Below are 16,514 nucleotides of genomic sequence, written 5' to 3'. Positions count from 1 at the left end.
CGCCCACGGCGTCGGCGGGCGGCGTCAGCCGGCCCACAGGGCCTTGGCGATCACGCCCAGCGCGCCGAGGGCGCAGGCGACCAGCAGCACGGCGCGCACCGCGCGCGGCGGCAGCCGCGAGCGCAGCCGGCCGGAAACGGCGAAGCCGGCCAGCAGGAACGGCGCCAGGCTGAGCGCCAGCGCGGCGTGGTAACCGGTGTAGCGGTCGGCCAGCGCCAGCATCGCCAGCGAGAAGATCGACCCCAGGAACAGCACCATGCCCAGCGTGGCGCGCAGCCGCGGCGGCTCGGCGTGCTGCAGCACCAGGGCGATCGGCGGGGCGCCGACCGAGGTCATGGTGCCCATGATGCCCGAGGCCACGCCAGCGCCCGAGACCCGGCCCGGGGTGGCGGCAAAGCGCAGGCCGGCGGCGCTGAGGGCGACCGCCGCCAGGATCATGGCGGCGAACAGCAGGCCCAGCGCCTGCGGCGCGAAGCGCGCCATGGCGTAGATGGCGATCAAGGTGCCGGCGGCGCGCCCGGTCAGGGCATAGCCGACCGCCGGCCAGTCGATCGCGCCGCGTTCGCGCAGCGCGGTCAGCAGCGAGATGAAGCCGCCCAGCGTCAGCAGCGGGCCGGGGGCGAGCTGCGGGAAGCACAGCGCCGCCACCGGCGCGGCGAACATGGCGAAGCCGATGCCGCCCACGCCCTGCGCCAGCGCGGCGCCGAAGACGACCGCGGCCATGGCCGCGTAATGCCAGAGATCGGGAAGGGCGACGGGCATGTCAGAAGTCTCTTTTATGTATACGGTAGTCTGACTGAAAACCGGTCGTGCACCAAGATTGGGCTTGCGCCCCAACTTAATGCACTGATTTTCCTGGGATATTCATGGAAATTTCAGAATTATCGGTTTCCCTAGGCGGCGCATATTTCGGTTGGTATGGCGCATAACGAAATATAGTATACCGAAGTGGCGATCTCAACAGCCACGTCACAAGGGGAATAGCGCATGCAATCGGACGTCGTCCTCAACGCCGCTCACTGGATGTACCTGGCCAGCGTCGCCGCCATCATCCTGACGATGGTCCTGCGGGCCAACGTGGTGGTGCCGTCGGTCATCGGCACTTTTCTGGTGGTGCTGGCCATCACCGGCAACCCGATCAGCGCGCTGATCGGCATCTTCTCGGCCAGCTTCGTGGCCGCCAAAGAGCTTTTCAACATTTTCCTGGTCATCACCTTCATGACCGCCCTGCTCAACGCGCTCAAGACGCTGCAGGCGGACGTGCGCATGGTGCAGCCGTTCCGGCGGGTGATGCGCGGCGGCCATTCGTCGTTCGTCATCATCGCCCTCTGTACCTATGTGATCTCGCTGTTCTTCTGGCCGACGCCGGCGGTGCCGCTGGTGTCCGCGATCCTGCTGCCGGCGGCCATCGCGGCCGGGCTGCCGCCGCTGGCGGGCGCCATGGCCATCGCCATCGCCGGGCAGGGCATGGCGCTGTCGTCCGACTACGTGATCGGCGTGGCGCCGGGCATCAGCGCCAAGGCCGCCGGCGCGGCGGTCAGCGCCGCGGTGGTGGCGGACCGCGCGCTGGTGCTGTCGTTGATCACCGGCGCGGTGGCGCTGACCCTCGCCTACCTGCTGGTGCGCAAGCACATCGTGCCGGCCGACCCGGGCCTGTTGTCGGCCTGGCAGGCGCGCGCCCAGGACGGCAGCCTGGCCGAGATCGAGCAGTCCGGCTCGTTCGACAAGGCCGAGCTGGCGCGCGGCACCATGGGCGCCAACCCGGCGCTGCCGCGCGGGCCGGGGCTGGACGACGAGGAACGGCGCCGGGTGCGCTGGTCGCGCGTGTTCGCGGTGGTGACGCCGCTGGCCTTTCTGGGCGTGATCGCGGTGATGGTGCTGCCGCGGCTGTTCCCGTCGCTGCCGGCGCTGCGCGGCGGCGACGCGGCGGCCCTGGTGGGCGGCGTGGCGTTCGTGGTGATGATGCTGGTGACGCTGGCCGCCGAAGGGCCGCGCAAGATGCTGGACGTCTGCCCCGAGCACGTCACCGACGGCTTCGTGTTCGCCTTCAAGGCGATGGGCTCGGTGCTGCCGATCGCCGGCTTCTTCTTCGTCGGCGCCAACGAGACCGCCGCGCAGATCCTGGGCATGCCGCAGGCGCAGGCCCCGGGGCTGCTGTTCGAAGTGATCTCGGCGGGCCAGCACCTGATTCCCGAGAACCACTTCCTGGTGGCGTTCGGCGTGCTGCTGGTGGGGATGATCACCGGCATCGACGGCTCGGGTTTCGCCGGCCTGCCGCTGACGGGCACGCTGTCGGGCGCGCTGGGGCCGGTGGTGGGCGTGGACCCGGCCACGCTGGCGGCGGTGGGCCAGATGGGCGCGGTGTGGACCGGCGGCGGCACCCTGATCGCCTGGTCGTCATTGATCGCCGTGGCGGGGTTTGCGCGCGTCCACGTGCTGTCGCTGGTGCGGGCGCTGCTGCTGCCCGTGCTGCTGGCGCTATTCGTGTCGACGATCTGCGCCGTGCTGATCTGGCATTGACGCCGGTTCGGGTTTACGCGGATCGAACCATTTAGATTAAAGTATACAATGTTCAGAAATTACCTCAGACGGCCAATTTCCGGGCATCCCGGCCAGCCCGGCAAAGGAAGGACTTCCGTGGACGAGCTTTCGCAGCAGGCATTTCTGAATCACATCGGCGGCGAATGGGTCGCCTGCGCCTCGGGCGCGACGGCGCCGAACCTGAACCCGGCCGACAGCGCCGACGTGGTGGGGCGGTTCCAGCAATCGGACGCCACCGATGGCGCCCGCGCCGTGGCGGCGGCGGCCGCCGCCTTTCCCGCCTGGCGCGACACGCCGATCTCCAAGCGCGCCGCCATCCTGTTCCGCGCTGCCCAACTGCTGGAGGACCGCGCCGACAGCGTCGCGCGCGAACTGACCCGCGAGGAAGGCAAGGGCCTGGCGCTGGCGCGAGACGAAGTGCTGCGCTCGGCCCAGACCCTGCGGTTCTATGCGGTGGAAGGGCAGTCGTTCACCGGCGAGACCTTCGTCAACGACGATCCGGACATGGTGGTCTACAGCCAGCGCGAGCCGCTGGGCGTGGTGACGGTGATCTCGCCGTGGAACTTCCCGATCTCGATTCCGGCGCGCAAGATCGCGCCGGCGCTGATCACCGGCAATACCGTGGTGTTCAAGCCATCGTCGGACGCGCCGCTGTCCGGCTACCGCCTGGCGCAGGCGCTGATCGAGGCGGGACTGCCGCCGGGCGTGCTGAATTTCGTGACGGGGCCGGCCTCGAAGGTGGGGCAGGCCATCACCACCGCGCCGGCGGTGCGCGCCATTTCCTTCACCGGCTCGACCTCCGCCGGCGAGCAGATCCACCGCGGCGCCGGCCTGACCACGCGCACGCAGATGGAGCTGGGCGGCAAGAACCCGCTGATCGTGCTGGCCGACGCCGACCTGGATCGCGCGGTGGACCTGGCGGTCAAGGGCGGGTTCTCGCTCAGCGGCCAGGCCTGCACCGGCACCAGCCGGCTGCTGGTCGATCGCAAGGTGCTGCCGGCGTTCACCGAGAAGCTCCTGGCGCGCATGGCCAAGCTGACCATCGGCAACGGCCTGGAGGGCAATTTCGACCTGGGGCCGCTGGCCACCCGCAAGCAGCTCGACACGGTGCTGAGCTACATCGCGCTGGGCAAGCAGGAAGCCACCCATCTGATCGGCGGCGAGCGCCTGGACGGTCCGGGCTTCGAGCGCGGCTATTACGTGACCCCGGCCCTGTTCACCGACGTGACGCAGCAGATGCGCATCGCGCGCGAGGAGATCTTCGGCCCGGTGCTGGCGCTGATCGCGGTGGACGGCTACGACGAGGCCATCGCCTGCGCCAACGACACCGAGTACGGCCTGGCCGCCGCCATCGCCACCCGCGACGCGCGCTACGCCCATCGCTTCGCGCGCGACATCCAGGCCGGCACCGTCAAGATCAACCGCACCACCACCGGCAATCTCATCAACGCGCCGTTCGGCGGCCTGAAAAGTTCCAGCACCTCGACCTTCCGCGAATCGGGCCGGGTCGGGCTGGAGTTCTACACCCAGATCAAGACCGTCTACCGCGCCGGCTGACGGCCCTTTGGAGAACAGACATGAAGCAGATCTATCGCCTGGAACTGGAAGAAGCGCGCGCCATGGTGCGCGCGGCCATCGCCCGATCGGAACAGATCGGCGTGCTGGAATCGGTGTGCATCGTCGATGACGGCGGCTACCCGATCGCGCTGGAGCGCATGGACGGCGCCCGCATCACCGGCCCGCAGATCGCCTGGAACAAGGCCTTCACCGCCGCCGGCCACAAGCGTTCGACGCACCTGTTCACCACGCCGCCCAACGGGCCGGCGCTGCCCGGCAACGAGGCCTTCGGCATCCAGTGGAGCTTCGAGGGCAAGTTCGCGGCGTTCGTGGGCGGCTTTCCCATCGTGGTCAACGACGAGGTCATCGGCGGCGTCGGCCTGAGCGGCGGCAACGGCGAACAGGACACCCAGGCGGGCCTGGCGGCGCTGACGGCGCTGGCCGAAATGCTGGAGCCGCGCGGCCTGAAGGTGCTGGTGCAGGCGGACATCAAGAAATAAGCGCCGGCAGGCGGGGAATTCCATGGCACATCGCGTTCATCTGCTCGAGACCGGACAGACCTTCGAGGCCGAGCCCGGCGAATCCGTGCTGGCGGCGGCCGAGCGCGCCGCGGTCCGGCTGCCGCATGAATGCACCTTCGGCGGCTGCGGCACCTGCCGCATCAAGCTGGCCGAAGGGGCGGTCGATTACGAGGAGTTCCCGATGGCGCTGACGCCGGAAGAGGCGGCCCAGGGCTATGCCCTGGCCTGCCAGGCGCGGCCCCGCGGCGACTTGTGCATCAGCGTCGCCAACCGGCGCCAATTCGCCGAGCCGCGCCGGCTGGATGCCACCGTGCACCGCATCGCGTCGCTGTGCGACGACGTCATCCACCTGACGCTGGCGCTGCCGCCGGATGCGCCGCTGGACTACGCGCCCGGGCAGTACATGAACGTGGTGCTGCCGGACGGCGCCACCCGCAGTTTTTCGATGGCCTCGGCGCCCGCCGGCAACCTGGTGGATTTCCACGTGCGCCGCATTCCGGGCGGCCGCTACACCGACCAGTGGCTGGGCCAGGCGCGGCCGGGCGCGGCGCTCGAGATCGAGGCGCCGCTGGGGGTGTTCAGCTACCACGAGGAAGATTGGCGGCCGATGATCATGATGGCGACCGGCACCGGCATCGCGCCGATCAAGGCCATCCTGGAATCGCTGCTGGACAGCGACGATTGCCCGCCGGTGACGCTCTACTGGGGCATGCGGACCGAGGCCGACCTGTACCTGCGCGACCAGATCGCGGGCTGGGCCGGGCGCCTCTACGAGTTCAATTTCGTGCCGGTGCTGTCGCGCGCCGGCGCCGATTGGCAGGGGCGGCGCGGCCATGTGCAACAGGCGGTGCTGGCGGACCACGGCGACCTGTCCGAGCACGCCATCTACCTGTGCGGCGCGCCGGCGATGATCAGCGAGGCGACCGCGCTGCTGGCGGGGCGCGGTGCCAGCCTCGATCACGTCTACGCCGACAGCTTCACCTTCCAGCACGCGCCGGCCGCGGCGGCGATGCCGTAAGGCGACGCCCGCCTAGCGGAACACCAGCACCGGCAGCTTGGTGCGCGCCAGCACGCGCTGGGTCTCGCTGCCGAGCAGGAAGCCGGTCATGCCGTGGCGGCCATGCGATCCCATCACGATCAGGTCGCAGCCGCGCTGCTGCGCGGTGTCGACGATGGCCTCGTGTGGATGGTCGTTGACGGCGACGGCGGTCTCGCACGGCACCAGCGCGTGGCGCGCCTCGGTCTCCAGCCCGTCGAGATAGGCGCTGGCGTTCTTGCGGGCCTGGTCGGTGTGCTGGGCCTGGTGCGCGCCCAGCATCTCGGCCTGGTAGACCGTCAGGTGATCTTCCGGGATGGCGCGCAACAGGGTGATGGAGGCGTTCATTTCCTTGGCGAAAACGAGCGCCTTCTTGAACGCCGACTCGGACAGCAGGGAGCCGTCCACGGCGATGAGCAGATGCCTGTACATGTTGCGTCTCCTTTGAGAAAAGGAACGTCCAGCAAGGGCCAATCCAGTATAGGCCCGCCCCTGCCCGCAATCCAGTACCGCATTCGGATGAGCGCCGCGCCCCGCCCTGTCAGGCGCGGCGACGCAGGGTTTCCCCTTCCCCGTCCAGGCCGCGCGGCAGCGCCTCGATCAGGCTGCGCGTGTAGGGGTGGCGGGCCTCGCGCCACAGGGTGGCGTTGGGGCCTTCCTCGACGATGCGGCCGGCGTGCATCACCAGCACCCGGTCGGCCAGATAGTGCACCACCGACAGGTCGTGCGAGATGAACAGGTACGACAGGTTGAACTCGGCCTTCAGGTCGACCAGCAGGTTCAGGATCTGCGCCTGCACCGAGACGTCCAGCGCCGATACCGGTTCGTCGCAGATCACCAGCGACGGCCGCAGCACCAGGGCGCGGGCGATGCCGATGCGCTGGCGCTGGCCGCCCGAGAATTCGCTGGGGTAGCGCGCCAGGGCGGCGTGCGGCAGGCCGACCGCGTCCAGCATGTGGGCGATGCGGCGGCGCCGTTCCTGGCGGTCGGTGACGTGGTGGATGCGCAGCGCTGACTCCAGGATGTCGCCGACCGTGTGGCGCGGGTTGAGCGAGGCGTAGGGGTCCTGGAAGATCATCTGCACGCTTTGGCGGTAGGCCGCCAGGCCGCGCCGGTCCAGGCGCGCGGTGTCCTGCCCGCGCAGCAGGATCTGCCCGGCGGCGGGCGCCAGCAGCCGCACCAGGGTGCGCGACAGGGTCGACTTGCCGCAGCCGGATTCGCCCACCAGGCCCAGCGTCTCGCCGGGCGCGATCTCGAACGACACGCCGTCCACGGCGCGCTTGGCGCCCTGGCGGGTGGCGTAGTCGACCCGCAGGTCGCGCACCTGCATCAGGGGCAGGGGGTGGGGGTCGCCCGCCGCCGCATCGTTGGCGGCGGTCAGGCGCGGCGGCGTCACCAGGCCGAAGACCGGCCGTCCCGAGGCCGGGTCCAGCCGGGTGCGGATCTCCGGCAGGCGCCGCTGGCGGTAGTGGGTGGCGTCGTCCAGGCGCAGCGAGGCGCCCAGCAGGCCCTGGGTGTAGGGATGGCGCGGCCGCGACAGTAGCGTGGCGGCGGCGCCTTCCTCGACCTTCTCGCCGTTCACCATGACCGCGACGCGGTCGGCCCAGTCGCCGACCACCGCCAGGTCATGGGTGATCAGCAGCAGGCCCATGCCCAGCGCCGAGCGCAGGTCGTCCAGCAGCCGCAGGATCTGCGCCTGCACCGTCACGTCGAGCGCGGTGGTGGGCTCGTCGGCCACCAGCAGCGCGGGCTCGCAGGCGATGGCGGCGGCGATCATGGCGCGCTGGCGCTGACCGCCCGACAGCAGGTGCGGATAGTCGTCGACGCGGCGCTGCGGTTCGGGCACGCGCACCAGGTCCAGCAGTTCGATCGCGCGTTGCCGCGCGGCCCGGGCCGAGGCGCCGCGATGCAGCCGCAGGGCCTCGCCGATCTGCTGGCCCAGCGTCAGCACCGGGTTCAGGCTGGTCATCGGCTCCTGGAAGATCATGGCGATGCGGTCGCCGCGCAGGGCGCAGCGCTGGCGTTCGGGCAGCGCCAGCAGGTCGCGGCCCTCGAACAGGATGCGGCCGCTGGCGCGGGCGTGGCGCGGCAGTAGGCCGAGCAGCGCCAGCGCGGTGGTGGACTTGCCGCAACCGGATTCGCCCACCAGCGCCAGGGTCTCGCCGGCGGCGATGCGCAGGTCCAGCCCGCTGACGGCCTGGTGGCCGGGGAAGGCCACGTTCAGCCCTTGGATGTCGATCAGTGTGCTCATGGGGAGGCGGTCGGTAGCGGGGCGGCGGGCGCTACGGCGGCGCGCCGCCGCAGCTTGGGATTGAGCGCGTCGTTGATGGCGTCGCTCAGCAGGTTCAGGGCCAGCACGGCCGCCATGATGGTCAGGCCCGGCAGGGCGGTCATGTACCAGGCGGTGCGCAACGCTTCGCGGCCGGCGCCGACCATGCTGCCCCAGCTGACCACGTTGGGGTCGCCCAGGCCCAGGAACGACAGGCCGGCCTCGGACAGGATGGCGTTGGCCACCAGCACCGCGGTGGTGACGATGATGGGCGGCAGCGCGTTGGGCAGGATCTCGCGGAAGATGATGCGGGCGTGGCCGGCGCCCAGCGCCTGCGCGGCACGCACGAATTCGCGCTCGCGCAGGGTGATGAACTCGCCGCGCGTCAGGCGCGCGATGCCGGTCCAGGAGGTCACGCCCAGCGCGAAGATGATGGTCGACAGCGACGGCCCCAGGATCGCCACCAGCACGATCGCCAGCAGGAACGAGGGCACCGTCTGGAACAGTTCGGTCAGGCGCATCAGCGCCGCGTCCACGCGCGGCCCGGCGTAGCCGGCGATGGCGCCCACCAGCAGCCCCAGCGCCAGCGCGATGGCGGCCGAGGCGCCGCCCACCAGCAGCGAGACGCGGGCGCCGTGGAACAGGCCGGCCAGGATGTCGCGGCCCATCAGGTCGGTGCCGGCCGGAAACGCCGCGTCGGTCCCGGGCCAGGTGAAGGGCGCGCCGACCATTTCGAGCGGGTCGCCCGGATACAGCCAGCCGGCCGTGGCGGCCGCGGCCACCAGCGCCAGCAGGACCGCCGCGCCGATGGCGGCGGACGGCGAGCGCAGCAGGCGCGCCAGGAACAGCAAGGCGGGTTTCATGTCTTCCTCACGCGGGGATCCAGCAGGCCGTAGCAGGCGTCCACGGCGATGTTCATGACCGCCACCAGCGCCGCGCTCATCAGCAGGATGCCCAGCAGCAGGTTGACGTCGCGGCTGGCGATGGCCTCGAACGACAGCTGCCCCAGGCCGGGCCAGGCGAACACGGTTTCGACCACGATGCTGCCGCCCAGCAGCGCGCTGCTCTGCAGGCCGAGCATGGTGACCACCGGCAGGATGGCGTTGCGCAGCGCGTGGCGCCAGATCACGCGGGCCTCGCCGTTGCCGCGGGCGCGGGCGGTGCGGATGTAGTCTTCCTGCAGCGTCTCGATCATGGAGGCGCGCGACAGCCGCGCGTAGATGGCGACGTAGTAGATCGCCACCGTGGCCACCGGCAGCGCCAGGTGGCGCGCATAGTCCAGCCACAGCGCCCAGCCGGTGTAGGCGGCGCCGACGTCGCGGATGCCGCCCACCGGCAGCCAGTCCAGGTGCACGCCGAAGCCGACGATCAGCATCAGCGCGGTCCAGAACATCGGCGCCGAATAGCCCGCCGTGGCCAGGCCCGACAGCAGCGTGTCCAGCAGGCCGTGCGGCCGCCGCGCCGCCAGCACGCCGAGCAGCACGCCCAGCGCCACCGACAGCGCCAGACCGGTGCCGATCAGCGCCAGCGTGGCGGGCAGGCGGCCCAGGATCAGGTGGGCCACCGGTTCGCCGTAGCGGAACGAGTAGCCCAGGTCCAGCGACGCCAGGCTCTTGAGGTAGTACCCCAGCTGCGCCAGCACGCCCTGGTCCAGGCCGTAGGCCTGCCGCAGCTCGGCCACGTGGGCGGGGGTGATGCCGCTGTTCTCGGCGGCGATCACGTCCACCAGGTCGCCCGGCACCAGCTTGAGCAGGAAGAAGTTGGCCACCCCGGTGGCGGCCACCACGAACAGGATCTGCAGCAGGTAGCGGACGGGGCGGGGCAGGCGCGCAAGCATGACGCGGGCTTCCTCAGGCCTTGCCGAGCCAGACGTGGGCGAAGTTGTTGCGCGAGTGCGACGAGGCGTCGGTCACGTTGCGCAGCTGCTTGTCCCACACGCCGAACCAGCGGAACTCGAACAGGCCGATCAGCGGCAGGTCGCGCTGCGCCAGGCGCTGCAGTTCGTTGTACTGCTCGATGCGCTTTTGCGGATCGGTCTCGACCTGGGCCGCCTCGATGACGCGGTCCATCTCGGGGTTGTTGTAGCCGGACACGTTGTACCAGGGCGTGCCGCGCGCTTCCGCCTTGCTCCAGTAGCGCGTCTCCACGCCCAGCTGCGGGTCGATCAGCACCGTGCCCCACGAGCTGATGAGCTGGAAGTTGTAGTCGGTGAAGACGTTGCGGGTCCAGGTGGCCAGGTCCAGGCCGCGCAGCGTCACGTCGATGCCGATCTTGCGCAGCGCCTGCCGCACGAACTCGCCGGTGCGGCGGTAATCGTCGCCGAACGGGATGTAGTCGTGCGTCAGCGCGAAGCGCCAGCCGCCGGCGCCGCGCGGGTAGCCGGCCTCGTCCAGCAGCTTCTCGGCCAGCGCCGGGTCGTAGGGATACTGCTGCACGTTGGGGTTGTGATAGGGCTTGACCAGCGACGGCACCGGGCTGACGAAGGGCTCGGCGTAGCCGTTCCACACCGTCTTCACCAGCGCCCGCTTGTCGACGGCGTGGGCGATGGCCTGGCGCACCTTGAGGTTGGACAGGATCGGATCGCGCAGGTTGGCTTCCAGCCACAGCCAGGCGGCAAAGCCGTTGTAGCCGGCCGTGTCCACCGCCAGCTTGGGCAGCCTGGACAGGCGGGTGGCGTCGGTGAACGCCACCGGATTGCGCTCGCCGTACGAGACCGCGCCCGTCTCCAGCGCGGTGGCGCGGCCCGAGACGTCGGGCACGATCTTCCAGACGATGCGGTCCAGGAACGGGCGCTCGGGCTGCCAGTAGTGCTCGTTGCGCTCGAGCACGATGTAGTTGCCGCGGTTCCATTCCTTGAAGACGAACGGCCCGGTGCCCACTGGCTTGTTGTTGTACGGGTTGTTCTGGATGTCGGTGCCTTCGAACAGGTGGCGCGGCAGGATCGGCGCGCCCAGCGAGTCGATGGCGTTGAGCGCCACCGGCGTGGGCTGCGACAGGTGCAGCACCACGGTGTGGTCGTCGGGCGTCTCGACCCGCTGCAGGTACTGGAACACGCGGCGCGCGCTGGGCGCGTGCTTGAGCCAGACTTCCTCGGCCGACCACTTGACGTCGGCGGCGGTGAACGGCTTGCCGTCGTGCCATTGCACGCCCTGGCGCAGCTTGAAGGTGATGGTCTTGCCGTCGTCGGCGACGCTCCAGCTTTCCGCCAGCAGCGGCCGTGGCTTCAGGTCGGGGCCGTATTCCACCAGGCCGTCGAAGATCTTGCTGGCCACGGCGCCGGTGGGGGTGGACGAGTTCAGGTAGAAGGCCAGCGTGGGCGGCTCGGGATGCACCACCGCGTTCAGCACGCCGCCCTTGACCGCGCCCTGCACGGTGTTGGGCAGGCTCTGCGTGTCTGCATAGGCGGGCGCGAAGATCACATTGGGGAAGAGGGCGCCGGCGCCCATCAGCGCGCCGGCGCTCATCAGCCAGCGGCGCAGGGGGTTGACGTCATCCTGCGGCGCGTCGGTGGCGGGCGCCGGGGGCAAGGGCTGGGTCATGCGGGTTCCTTCGGTCGTGAGGGGGAGTGCGGCCGCGTCAGGCGGCCAGGCTGGTCAGGGCGGGCAGGTCGTCGGGCGCCACGCGCAGGAGGGTGGCGAGCAGTTCGCGCCGCCAGGCGTCGTACAGCGCGACGTGGCCGCGGGTGTCCAGGCCGGTGGCGCGCAGGTTCAGCTGCCAGGAGTCGCGCAGGTAGGGGCCGAGGAGGCGCTGCACGTCCTCGTCGGCCTGGATCAGGCCTTCGGTCCACTCGTGGCGTTCGGTCTCGCTGGCGCCGGCCAGCTTGCGCAGCCACCACTGCGTGATGCGGATGCGATGCGCCTCCTCGTCGGGCAGGATGCGGTTCTCGCCGAATTCGCGATGGCCGAAGTCCAGCACCCGCGCGGTGCGACGGTTCACGAACAGGCGCGCCAGGATGTAGTGCTCGTAGTGGAACTGCCAGGCCAGGAAGTTCTGCCAGTTGCGCAGCGCGAAGCCGCCGACCAGGTCCCAGGCATCGCGCACGCCCTGCTCGACCTCCGGCCTGGCGTCGCGACCCAGCAGCAGGGTGGCCCGCGCCAGCGAAAACTCGGCATGGGCGGCGTCGTCGCCCAGCTGGCGCGCCAGCGCGAACTGGAAATCGGTGTCATCGCGGAACAGGCCGGCGATGGCGTGCGCCGCCACCTGGGTGATGAACAGGTCGTGCACCGTGTTCCAGACGGCGTACTCGCCGGCGGCCTGGCGCTCGGCGGCGCCGGCCAGGTCGCGCGGCGGCTCGATGCGCGCGGCCGGAATGTTCGGCGCGACCGCCAGGCGGATGTCGTCGAACAGGCGCGCTTCCAGCGTGCCGTCGTAGTCCAGGGCAATGGGCAGATCCAGTTCGGGCATGAGGGCAACGCCAGGCGGTCAACGGAAAAGCTCGACTCTAAGCAAGCGCCGAAGCGCGCCGCAAACACTCTTTCGTGATTTGGATATGCCCGGGCGCGGGCCGCTAATGGAGGGCATGGGCGCGCTCCGGCGCATATACCGATTCCAAATATCCGCATGAGAAATCCGTCCTTCCGCGCGCCGCGGCGGGCCGATAGGCTGCATCTTTCCCTTCCGTCCGCATCGTCCCATGCCCCAAGCCGCGAGTTCCTCTCTCCCGATCGATGACGACGCGGCCCCGCGCGTGGTGCCCGCCGCCCGCATCCGCGGCGACGGCGAGGCCATCGACGCCGCGCACGCGCTGGCGGCGGACTTCGCCCAGGGCGCGGCGCAGCGCGACCAGGCGCGCAGCCTGCCGTGGCGCGAGATCGAACGCTATTCGGCCAGCGGCCTGGGCGGCATCACCGTGCCGCGCGAGTATGGCGGCGCGCAGGTCTCGCACGTGACGCTGGCCGACGTGTTCCGCATCATCAGCGCGGCCGACCCGTCGCTGGGCCAGATTCCGCAGAACCACTTCGGCGCGCTCAACCTGCTGCGGCAGGTCGGCACGCCGCAGCAGAAGCGGCGCTACTACGAGGGCGTGCTGACCGGCCGGCGGCTGGGCAACGCCGGCCCCGAACGCCACACGCGCCATGCGCGCGACGTGCAGGCGCGGCTGGTGGCGGATGGCGACGGCTACCGGCTGTCGGGCCGCAAGTTCTATTCGACCGGCGCGCTGTACGCGCACTGGATTCCGACCAAGGCGCTGGATACCGAGGGCCGGCTGGTGACGGTGCTGCTCGAGCGCGGCGCGCCCGGCCTGACGGTGGTGGACGACTGGTCCAGCTTCGGCCAGCGCACCACCGCCAGCGGCACGGTGCTGCTGGACAACGTGCGGGTCGAGGCGGATACCGTGCTGCCGGCCTGGACGCTGCTGGAGACGCCCGCGCTGCAAGGCCCGTTCGCGCAGCTGATGCAGGCCGCCATCGACGCCGGCATCGCCGAGGCGGCCCTGAACGACACCGTGAAATTCCTGCGCGAACGCGCCCGGCCGTGGGCCGAGGCCGGGGTCGAGCGCGCCACCCAGGACCCCTACGTGATCGGCGACGTGGGCCGGCTGTTCATCGACCTGCACGCGGCGCAGGCGGTGCTGACCGAGGCCGCGGCGCACCTGGACGAGGCCACGCCGCGCGCGCTGGATACCGATGACGTGGCCGCCGCCTCGATCGCGGTGGCGCGGGCCAAGGCGCTGACCACCGAGATCGCCCTGGCGGCCAGCGAAACGCTGTTCGAACTGTCGGGCGCCCGCGCCTCGCTGGCGGAATTCAACCTGGACCGTCATTGGCGCAACGCCCGCACCCACACGCTGCACGACCCGGTGCGCTGGAAGTACCACGCGGTCGGCAATTACCTGTTGAACGGGCGCCGCCCCAACCGCCATTCCTGGATCTGAGGCCATGACCGACATCGCCATCTCGACCCTGGCGCCGCAGCGCGCCGCGATCATCGGCAGCGACGCCGAGGCGCTGGACGTCGCGCGCGAACTGGCCGCCGACTTCGCCCGCGACGCCGCCGTGCGCGACCGCGAACGGCGCCTGCCGCTGCCGGAGCTGGAGCGCTATTCGCAGTCCGGGCTGTGGGGCATCACGGTGCCGCGCGAACACGGCGGCGCCGGCGTGTCGCGGGTGACGCTGGCCCAAGTCACCGCGATCATCTCCGGCGCCGACGGCTCGCTCGGCCAGATCCCGCAGAACCACTACTACGCGCTGGAGGTGTTGCGGGTCAACGGCAACGCCGACCAGCAGCGCCGCTTCTACGCCCGCGCCCTGGCCGGCGAACGCTTCGGCAACGCGCTGGCCGAGATCGGCACGCGCACCGCGGCCGAGCGCCGCACCCGCCTGTCGGACGATGGCCAGGGCGGCTGGCGCATCAACGGCAGCAAGTTCTATTGCACCGGCGCGCTCTACGCGCAATGGATCCCCACCGCGACGGTGGGCGAGGACGGCCTGCAGCGGCTGGCCTTCGTGCGCCGCGACAGCCCCGGCGTGGAAGTGATCGACGACTGGTCCGGTTTCGGCCAGCGCGTGACGGGCAGCGGCACCGTGCTGTTCAAGGACGTGGCCGTGCCCGCCGCGGACGTGATGGTGCTGATCGATCCGGCCGCGCCGCCCAACACCATCAAGCCGCTGGCGCAGATCATCCACGCCGCGATCGACCTGGGCATCGGCCAGGCCGCCCTGGCGGATGCGCTGGATTTCGTGCGCAACCGCTCGCGGCCGTGGATCGACGCCGGCGTCGAGCGCGCCGCCGACGATCCGTTGACCGTCAGCGAGTTCGGCCGCCTGTCGATCCGCCTGGACGCGGCCCGCGCGCTGGTGGCCCGCGCCGGCCGCATCCTCGACATCGCCACCGCCGACCCGCAACCGCAGCTGGTGGCGGCCGCCGCCATCGCGGTGGCCGAGGCCCGCGCCCTGACGACGGAGTCGGCCCTGGCCGCCGGCACCAAGCTGTTCGAACTGGCCGGCACCCAGGCCACGCTCGATCAATTGAACCTGGACCGCCACTGGCGCAACGCCCGCACCCACACGCTGCACGATCCGGTGCGCTGGAAGCGCCACGCGGTCGGCAACTACTACCTGAACGACGCCGCGCCCGGCCGCGTCGGCACCACTTGATTCCCTCGGAACCGCACGCCATGGCGAAGAAGCAGATCCTCCTGAACGCGTTCAACATGAACTGCGTGGGCCACATCAACCACGGTCTGTGGACGCATCCGCGCGATACGTCGACGCGGTACAAGACGCTGGACTACTGGACCGACCTGGCGCGCCTGCTGGAGCGCGGCCTGTTCGACGGGCTGTTCCTGGCCGACATCGTCGGCGTCTACGACGTGTACCAGGACTCGGCCGACCTGACGCTGCGCGAGTCGATCCAACTGCCGGTCAACGACCCGCTGCTGACGGTCTCCGCCATGGCCGCCGCCACCCGCCACCTGGGTTTCGGCGTGACGGTGAACCTGACCTACGAGGCGCCGTACCTGCTGGCGCGCCGCTTTTCGACGCTGGACCACCTGACCGATGGCCGCATCGGCTGGAACATCGTCACCGGCTACCTGGAGAGCGCGGCGCGCGCCATGGGCCTGTCGGAACAGATCGCGCACGACGAACGCTACGACCGCGCCGACGAGTTCCTGGAGGTGGCCTACAAGCTGTGGGAAGGCAGCTGGGACGACGGCGCGGTGCGCGCCGACCGGCGCGCGCGCGTCTATGCCGATCCGGCGGCGGTGCGGCGCATCGATCACGAGGGCAAGTACTACAAGGTGCAGGGCTATCACCTGTCGGAACCGTCGCGCCAGCGCACGCCGGTGCTGTACCAGGCCGGCTCGTCGGGCCGCGGCCAGGCCTTCGCGGCGCGCCACGCGGAATGCGTGTTCGTGTCGAGCCAGACCAAGGAAGGCCTGCGCAAGCTGGTGGCGGGCGTGCGCGATTCGGTGGCCCGCGAGGGCCGCGATCCGCGCGATATCAAGTTCTTCATGGGCGTGACGGCGGTGGTGGGCCGCACCGAGGCCGAGGCGCGCGAGAAGCACGCGGAGTACCTGCGCTACGCCAACCCGGAGGCGGGCCTGGCCCATTACGCCAGTTCGACCGGCATCGATTTTTCGCGCTATGCGGCGGACGAGCCGATCCGCTACGTGAAGAACAACGCGATCGAGTCGGCGGTGAAGAACCTGACGGTGGCCCGCACGGACCGCACGGTGCGCGACCTGCTGGCCGACATGGCGCTGGGCGGCCGCTACCCGGCGCTGGTGGGCAGCGCGTCGCAGGTGGCCGATGAACTGGCGTCGTGGGTGGAAGAAACGGACATCGACGGCTTCAACCTGGCGAGGACGGTGACGCCGGAGTGCTATGCGGATTTCGTGGATCTGGTGGTGCCGGAGTTGCAGGAACGGGGGGTGTACAAGACGGCTTATGCGGAGGGGACGTTGCGGGAGAAGTTGTTTGGGGCGGGGAGGGCGTTGTTGCCGGGGGAGCATGTGGCTGGGGAGTATCGGCGGGTGATTGCTTAGCTTGTTTTTGCGTGGCGGATGTTGCTTCGTAGGTCGCCCCTCGGTCGGGCGGACCCGATGGCGGGCGCCCACGATTGCGGTCCGGAGCGTTCGCTCCGGACT

General features: G+C 70.5%; 14 protein-coding genes. 7 read left to right on the top strand and 7 right to left on the bottom strand.

Annotation, left to right across the window (positions count from 1 at the left end):
• Positions 1 to 24: 24 nt before the first annotated feature.
• Complete coding sequence (locus tag AOZ53_RS15495) at positions 25 to 762, bottom strand: sulfite exporter TauE/SafE family protein (RefSeq protein ID WP_054488393.1); 738 nt, start codon at positions 760 to 762, stop codon at positions 25 to 27.
• A 225-nt stretch (positions 763 to 987) separates the two neighbouring features.
• On the opposite strand from AOZ53_RS15495, the gene AOZ53_RS15490 reads away from it, so the two are divergent.
• The 4 genes from AOZ53_RS15490 to AOZ53_RS15475 all read left to right on the top strand — a co-directional run bounded on the left by AOZ53_RS15490 (position 988) and on the right by AOZ53_RS15475 (position 5,637).
• On the top strand, positions 988 to 2,520 hold the full coding sequence (locus AOZ53_RS15490) for a hypothetical protein (RefSeq protein ID WP_054488391.1): 1,533 nt from the start codon (positions 988 to 990) through the stop codon (positions 2,518 to 2,520).
• A gap of 117 nt (positions 2,521 to 2,637) precedes the next feature.
• The gene (locus AOZ53_RS15485; protein ID WP_054433984.1) at positions 2,638 to 4,098 is read left to right on the top strand and encodes an aldehyde dehydrogenase family protein; all 1,461 of its coding nucleotides are present in this window, start codon (positions 2,638 to 2,640) and stop codon (positions 4,096 to 4,098) included.
• Positions 4,099 to 4,118: 20 nt separating this feature from the next.
• Entirely contained in the window at positions 4,119 to 4,598 is a 480-nt protein-coding gene (locus AOZ53_RS15480; RefSeq protein ID WP_054433983.1) for a GlcG/HbpS family heme-binding protein, read from the top strand.
• A 22-nt stretch (positions 4,599 to 4,620) separates the two neighbouring features.
• Entirely contained in the window at positions 4,621 to 5,637 is a 1,017-nt protein-coding gene (locus AOZ53_RS15475) for a 2Fe-2S iron-sulfur cluster-binding protein (RefSeq protein ID WP_054488389.1), read from the top strand.
• 12 nt (positions 5,638 to 5,649) lie between these two features.
• Here AOZ53_RS15475 and AOZ53_RS15470 read toward each other — a convergent pair whose 3' ends face one another.
• From AOZ53_RS15470 to AOZ53_RS15445, 6 genes are all read right to left on the bottom strand, one after another.
• Positions 5,650 to 6,087 (bottom strand): universal stress protein, encoded by a 438-nt coding sequence (locus AOZ53_RS15470; RefSeq protein WP_054433981.1) that lies wholly within the window; start codon positions 6,085 to 6,087, stop codon positions 5,650 to 5,652.
• Positions 6,088 to 6,196: 109 nt separating this feature from the next.
• Positions 6,197 to 7,906, bottom strand: coding sequence for an ABC transporter ATP-binding protein (locus tag AOZ53_RS15465; RefSeq protein ID WP_054433980.1), 1,710 nt, complete (start codon positions 7,904 to 7,906; stop codon positions 6,197 to 6,199).
• Positions 7,903 to 8,787: an ABC transporter permease gene (locus AOZ53_RS15460; protein WP_054488387.1), complete on the bottom strand. Its 885-nt coding sequence runs from the start codon at positions 8,785 to 8,787 to the stop codon at positions 7,903 to 7,905. The genes AOZ53_RS15465 and AOZ53_RS15460 overlap by 4 nt, the downstream gene beginning before the upstream one ends.
• The gene (locus tag AOZ53_RS15455; protein WP_054433978.1) at positions 8,784 to 9,761 is read right to left on the bottom strand and encodes an ABC transporter permease; all 978 of its coding nucleotides are present in this window, start codon (positions 9,759 to 9,761) and stop codon (positions 8,784 to 8,786) included. The genes AOZ53_RS15460 and AOZ53_RS15455 overlap by 4 nt, the downstream gene beginning before the upstream one ends.
• Before the next feature lie 13 nt (positions 9,762 to 9,774).
• Positions 9,775 to 11,463 carry an ABC transporter substrate-binding protein gene (locus AOZ53_RS15450; RefSeq protein ID WP_054433977.1) on the bottom strand — a complete coding sequence of 563 codons (1,689 nt, stop codon included), beginning with the start codon at positions 11,461 to 11,463 and terminating at the stop codon, positions 9,775 to 9,777.
• Between the two features lie 37 nt (positions 11,464 to 11,500).
• Entirely contained in the window at positions 11,501 to 12,328 is an 828-nt protein-coding gene (locus AOZ53_RS15445) for a hypothetical protein (protein ID WP_054488385.1), read from the bottom strand.
• A gap of 229 nt (positions 12,329 to 12,557) precedes the next feature.
• Between AOZ53_RS15445 and AOZ53_RS15440 the strand changes: the two genes are divergently transcribed.
• The 3 genes from AOZ53_RS15440 to AOZ53_RS15430 are packed head-to-tail and all read left to right on the top strand — an operon-like array spanning position 12,558 to position 16,412.
• On the top strand, positions 12,558 to 13,799 hold the full coding sequence (locus tag AOZ53_RS15440) for an SfnB family sulfur acquisition oxidoreductase (protein ID WP_054488383.1): 1,242 nt from the start codon (positions 12,558 to 12,560) through the stop codon (positions 13,797 to 13,799).
• 4 nt (positions 13,800 to 13,803) lie between these two features.
• Positions 13,804 to 15,021: an SfnB family sulfur acquisition oxidoreductase gene (locus tag AOZ53_RS15435; protein WP_082385647.1), complete on the top strand. Its 1,218-nt coding sequence runs from the start codon at positions 13,804 to 13,806 to the stop codon at positions 15,019 to 15,021.
• A 20-nt stretch (positions 15,022 to 15,041) separates the two neighbouring features.
• On the top strand, positions 15,042 to 16,412 hold the full coding sequence (locus AOZ53_RS15430) for an LLM class flavin-dependent oxidoreductase (RefSeq protein ID WP_054488381.1): 1,371 nt from the start codon (positions 15,042 to 15,044) through the stop codon (positions 16,410 to 16,412).
• The last annotated feature ends 102 nt before the right edge of the window (positions 16,413 to 16,514 follow it).

Origin of the sequence: Achromobacter sp. 2789STDY5608621 (assembly GCF_001299375.1) — a bacterium.
Lineage (GTDB): Bacteria > Pseudomonadota > Gammaproteobacteria > Burkholderiales > Burkholderiaceae_B > Achromobacter > Achromobacter insuavis.
The sequence above is the reverse complement of the archived record's forward strand: the minus strand, read 5'-3'. Positions and strand labels throughout refer to the sequence as shown.

Excerpts from the sequence above, each read along its gene's own strand:
- AOZ53_RS15430 (WP_054488381.1), top strand. The coding sequence starts at position 15,042 with ATGGCGAAGAAGCAGATCCTCCTGAACGCGTTCAACATGAACTGCGTG.
- AOZ53_RS15455 (WP_054433978.1), bottom strand. The coding sequence starts at position 9,761 with ATGCTTGCGCGCCTGCCCCGCCCCGTCCGCTACCTGCTGCAGATCCTG.
- AOZ53_RS15470 (WP_054433981.1), bottom strand. The coding sequence starts at position 6,087 with ATGTACAGGCATCTGCTCATCGCCGTGGACGGCTCCCTGCTGTCCGAG.
- AOZ53_RS15490 (WP_054488391.1), top strand. The coding sequence starts at position 988 with ATGCAATCGGACGTCGTCCTCAACGCCGCTCACTGGATGTACCTGGCC.
- AOZ53_RS15475 (WP_054488389.1), top strand. The coding sequence starts at position 4,621 with ATGGCACATCGCGTTCATCTGCTCGAGACCGGACAGACCTTCGAGGCC.
- AOZ53_RS15460 (WP_054488387.1), bottom strand. The coding sequence starts at position 8,787 with ATGAAACCCGCCTTGCTGTTCCTGGCGCGCCTGCTGCGCTCGCCGTCC.
- AOZ53_RS15445 (WP_054488385.1), bottom strand. The coding sequence starts at position 12,328 with ATGCCCGAACTGGATCTGCCCATTGCCCTGGACTACGACGGCACGCTG.
- AOZ53_RS15480 (WP_054433983.1), top strand. The coding sequence starts at position 4,119 with ATGAAGCAGATCTATCGCCTGGAACTGGAAGAAGCGCGCGCCATGGTG.
- AOZ53_RS15495 (WP_054488393.1), bottom strand. The coding sequence starts at position 762 with ATGCCCGTCGCCCTTCCCGATCTCTGGCATTACGCGGCCATGGCCGCG.
- AOZ53_RS15435 (WP_082385647.1), top strand. The coding sequence starts at position 13,804 with ATGACCGACATCGCCATCTCGACCCTGGCGCCGCAGCGCGCCGCGATC.
- AOZ53_RS15440 (WP_054488383.1), top strand. The coding sequence starts at position 12,558 with ATGCCCCAAGCCGCGAGTTCCTCTCTCCCGATCGATGACGACGCGGCC.
- AOZ53_RS15465 (WP_054433980.1), bottom strand. The coding sequence starts at position 7,906 with ATGAGCACACTGATCGACATCCAAGGGCTGAACGTGGCCTTCCCCGGC.
- AOZ53_RS15450 (WP_054433977.1), bottom strand. The coding sequence starts at position 11,463 with ATGACCCAGCCCTTGCCCCCGGCGCCCGCCACCGACGCGCCGCAGGAT.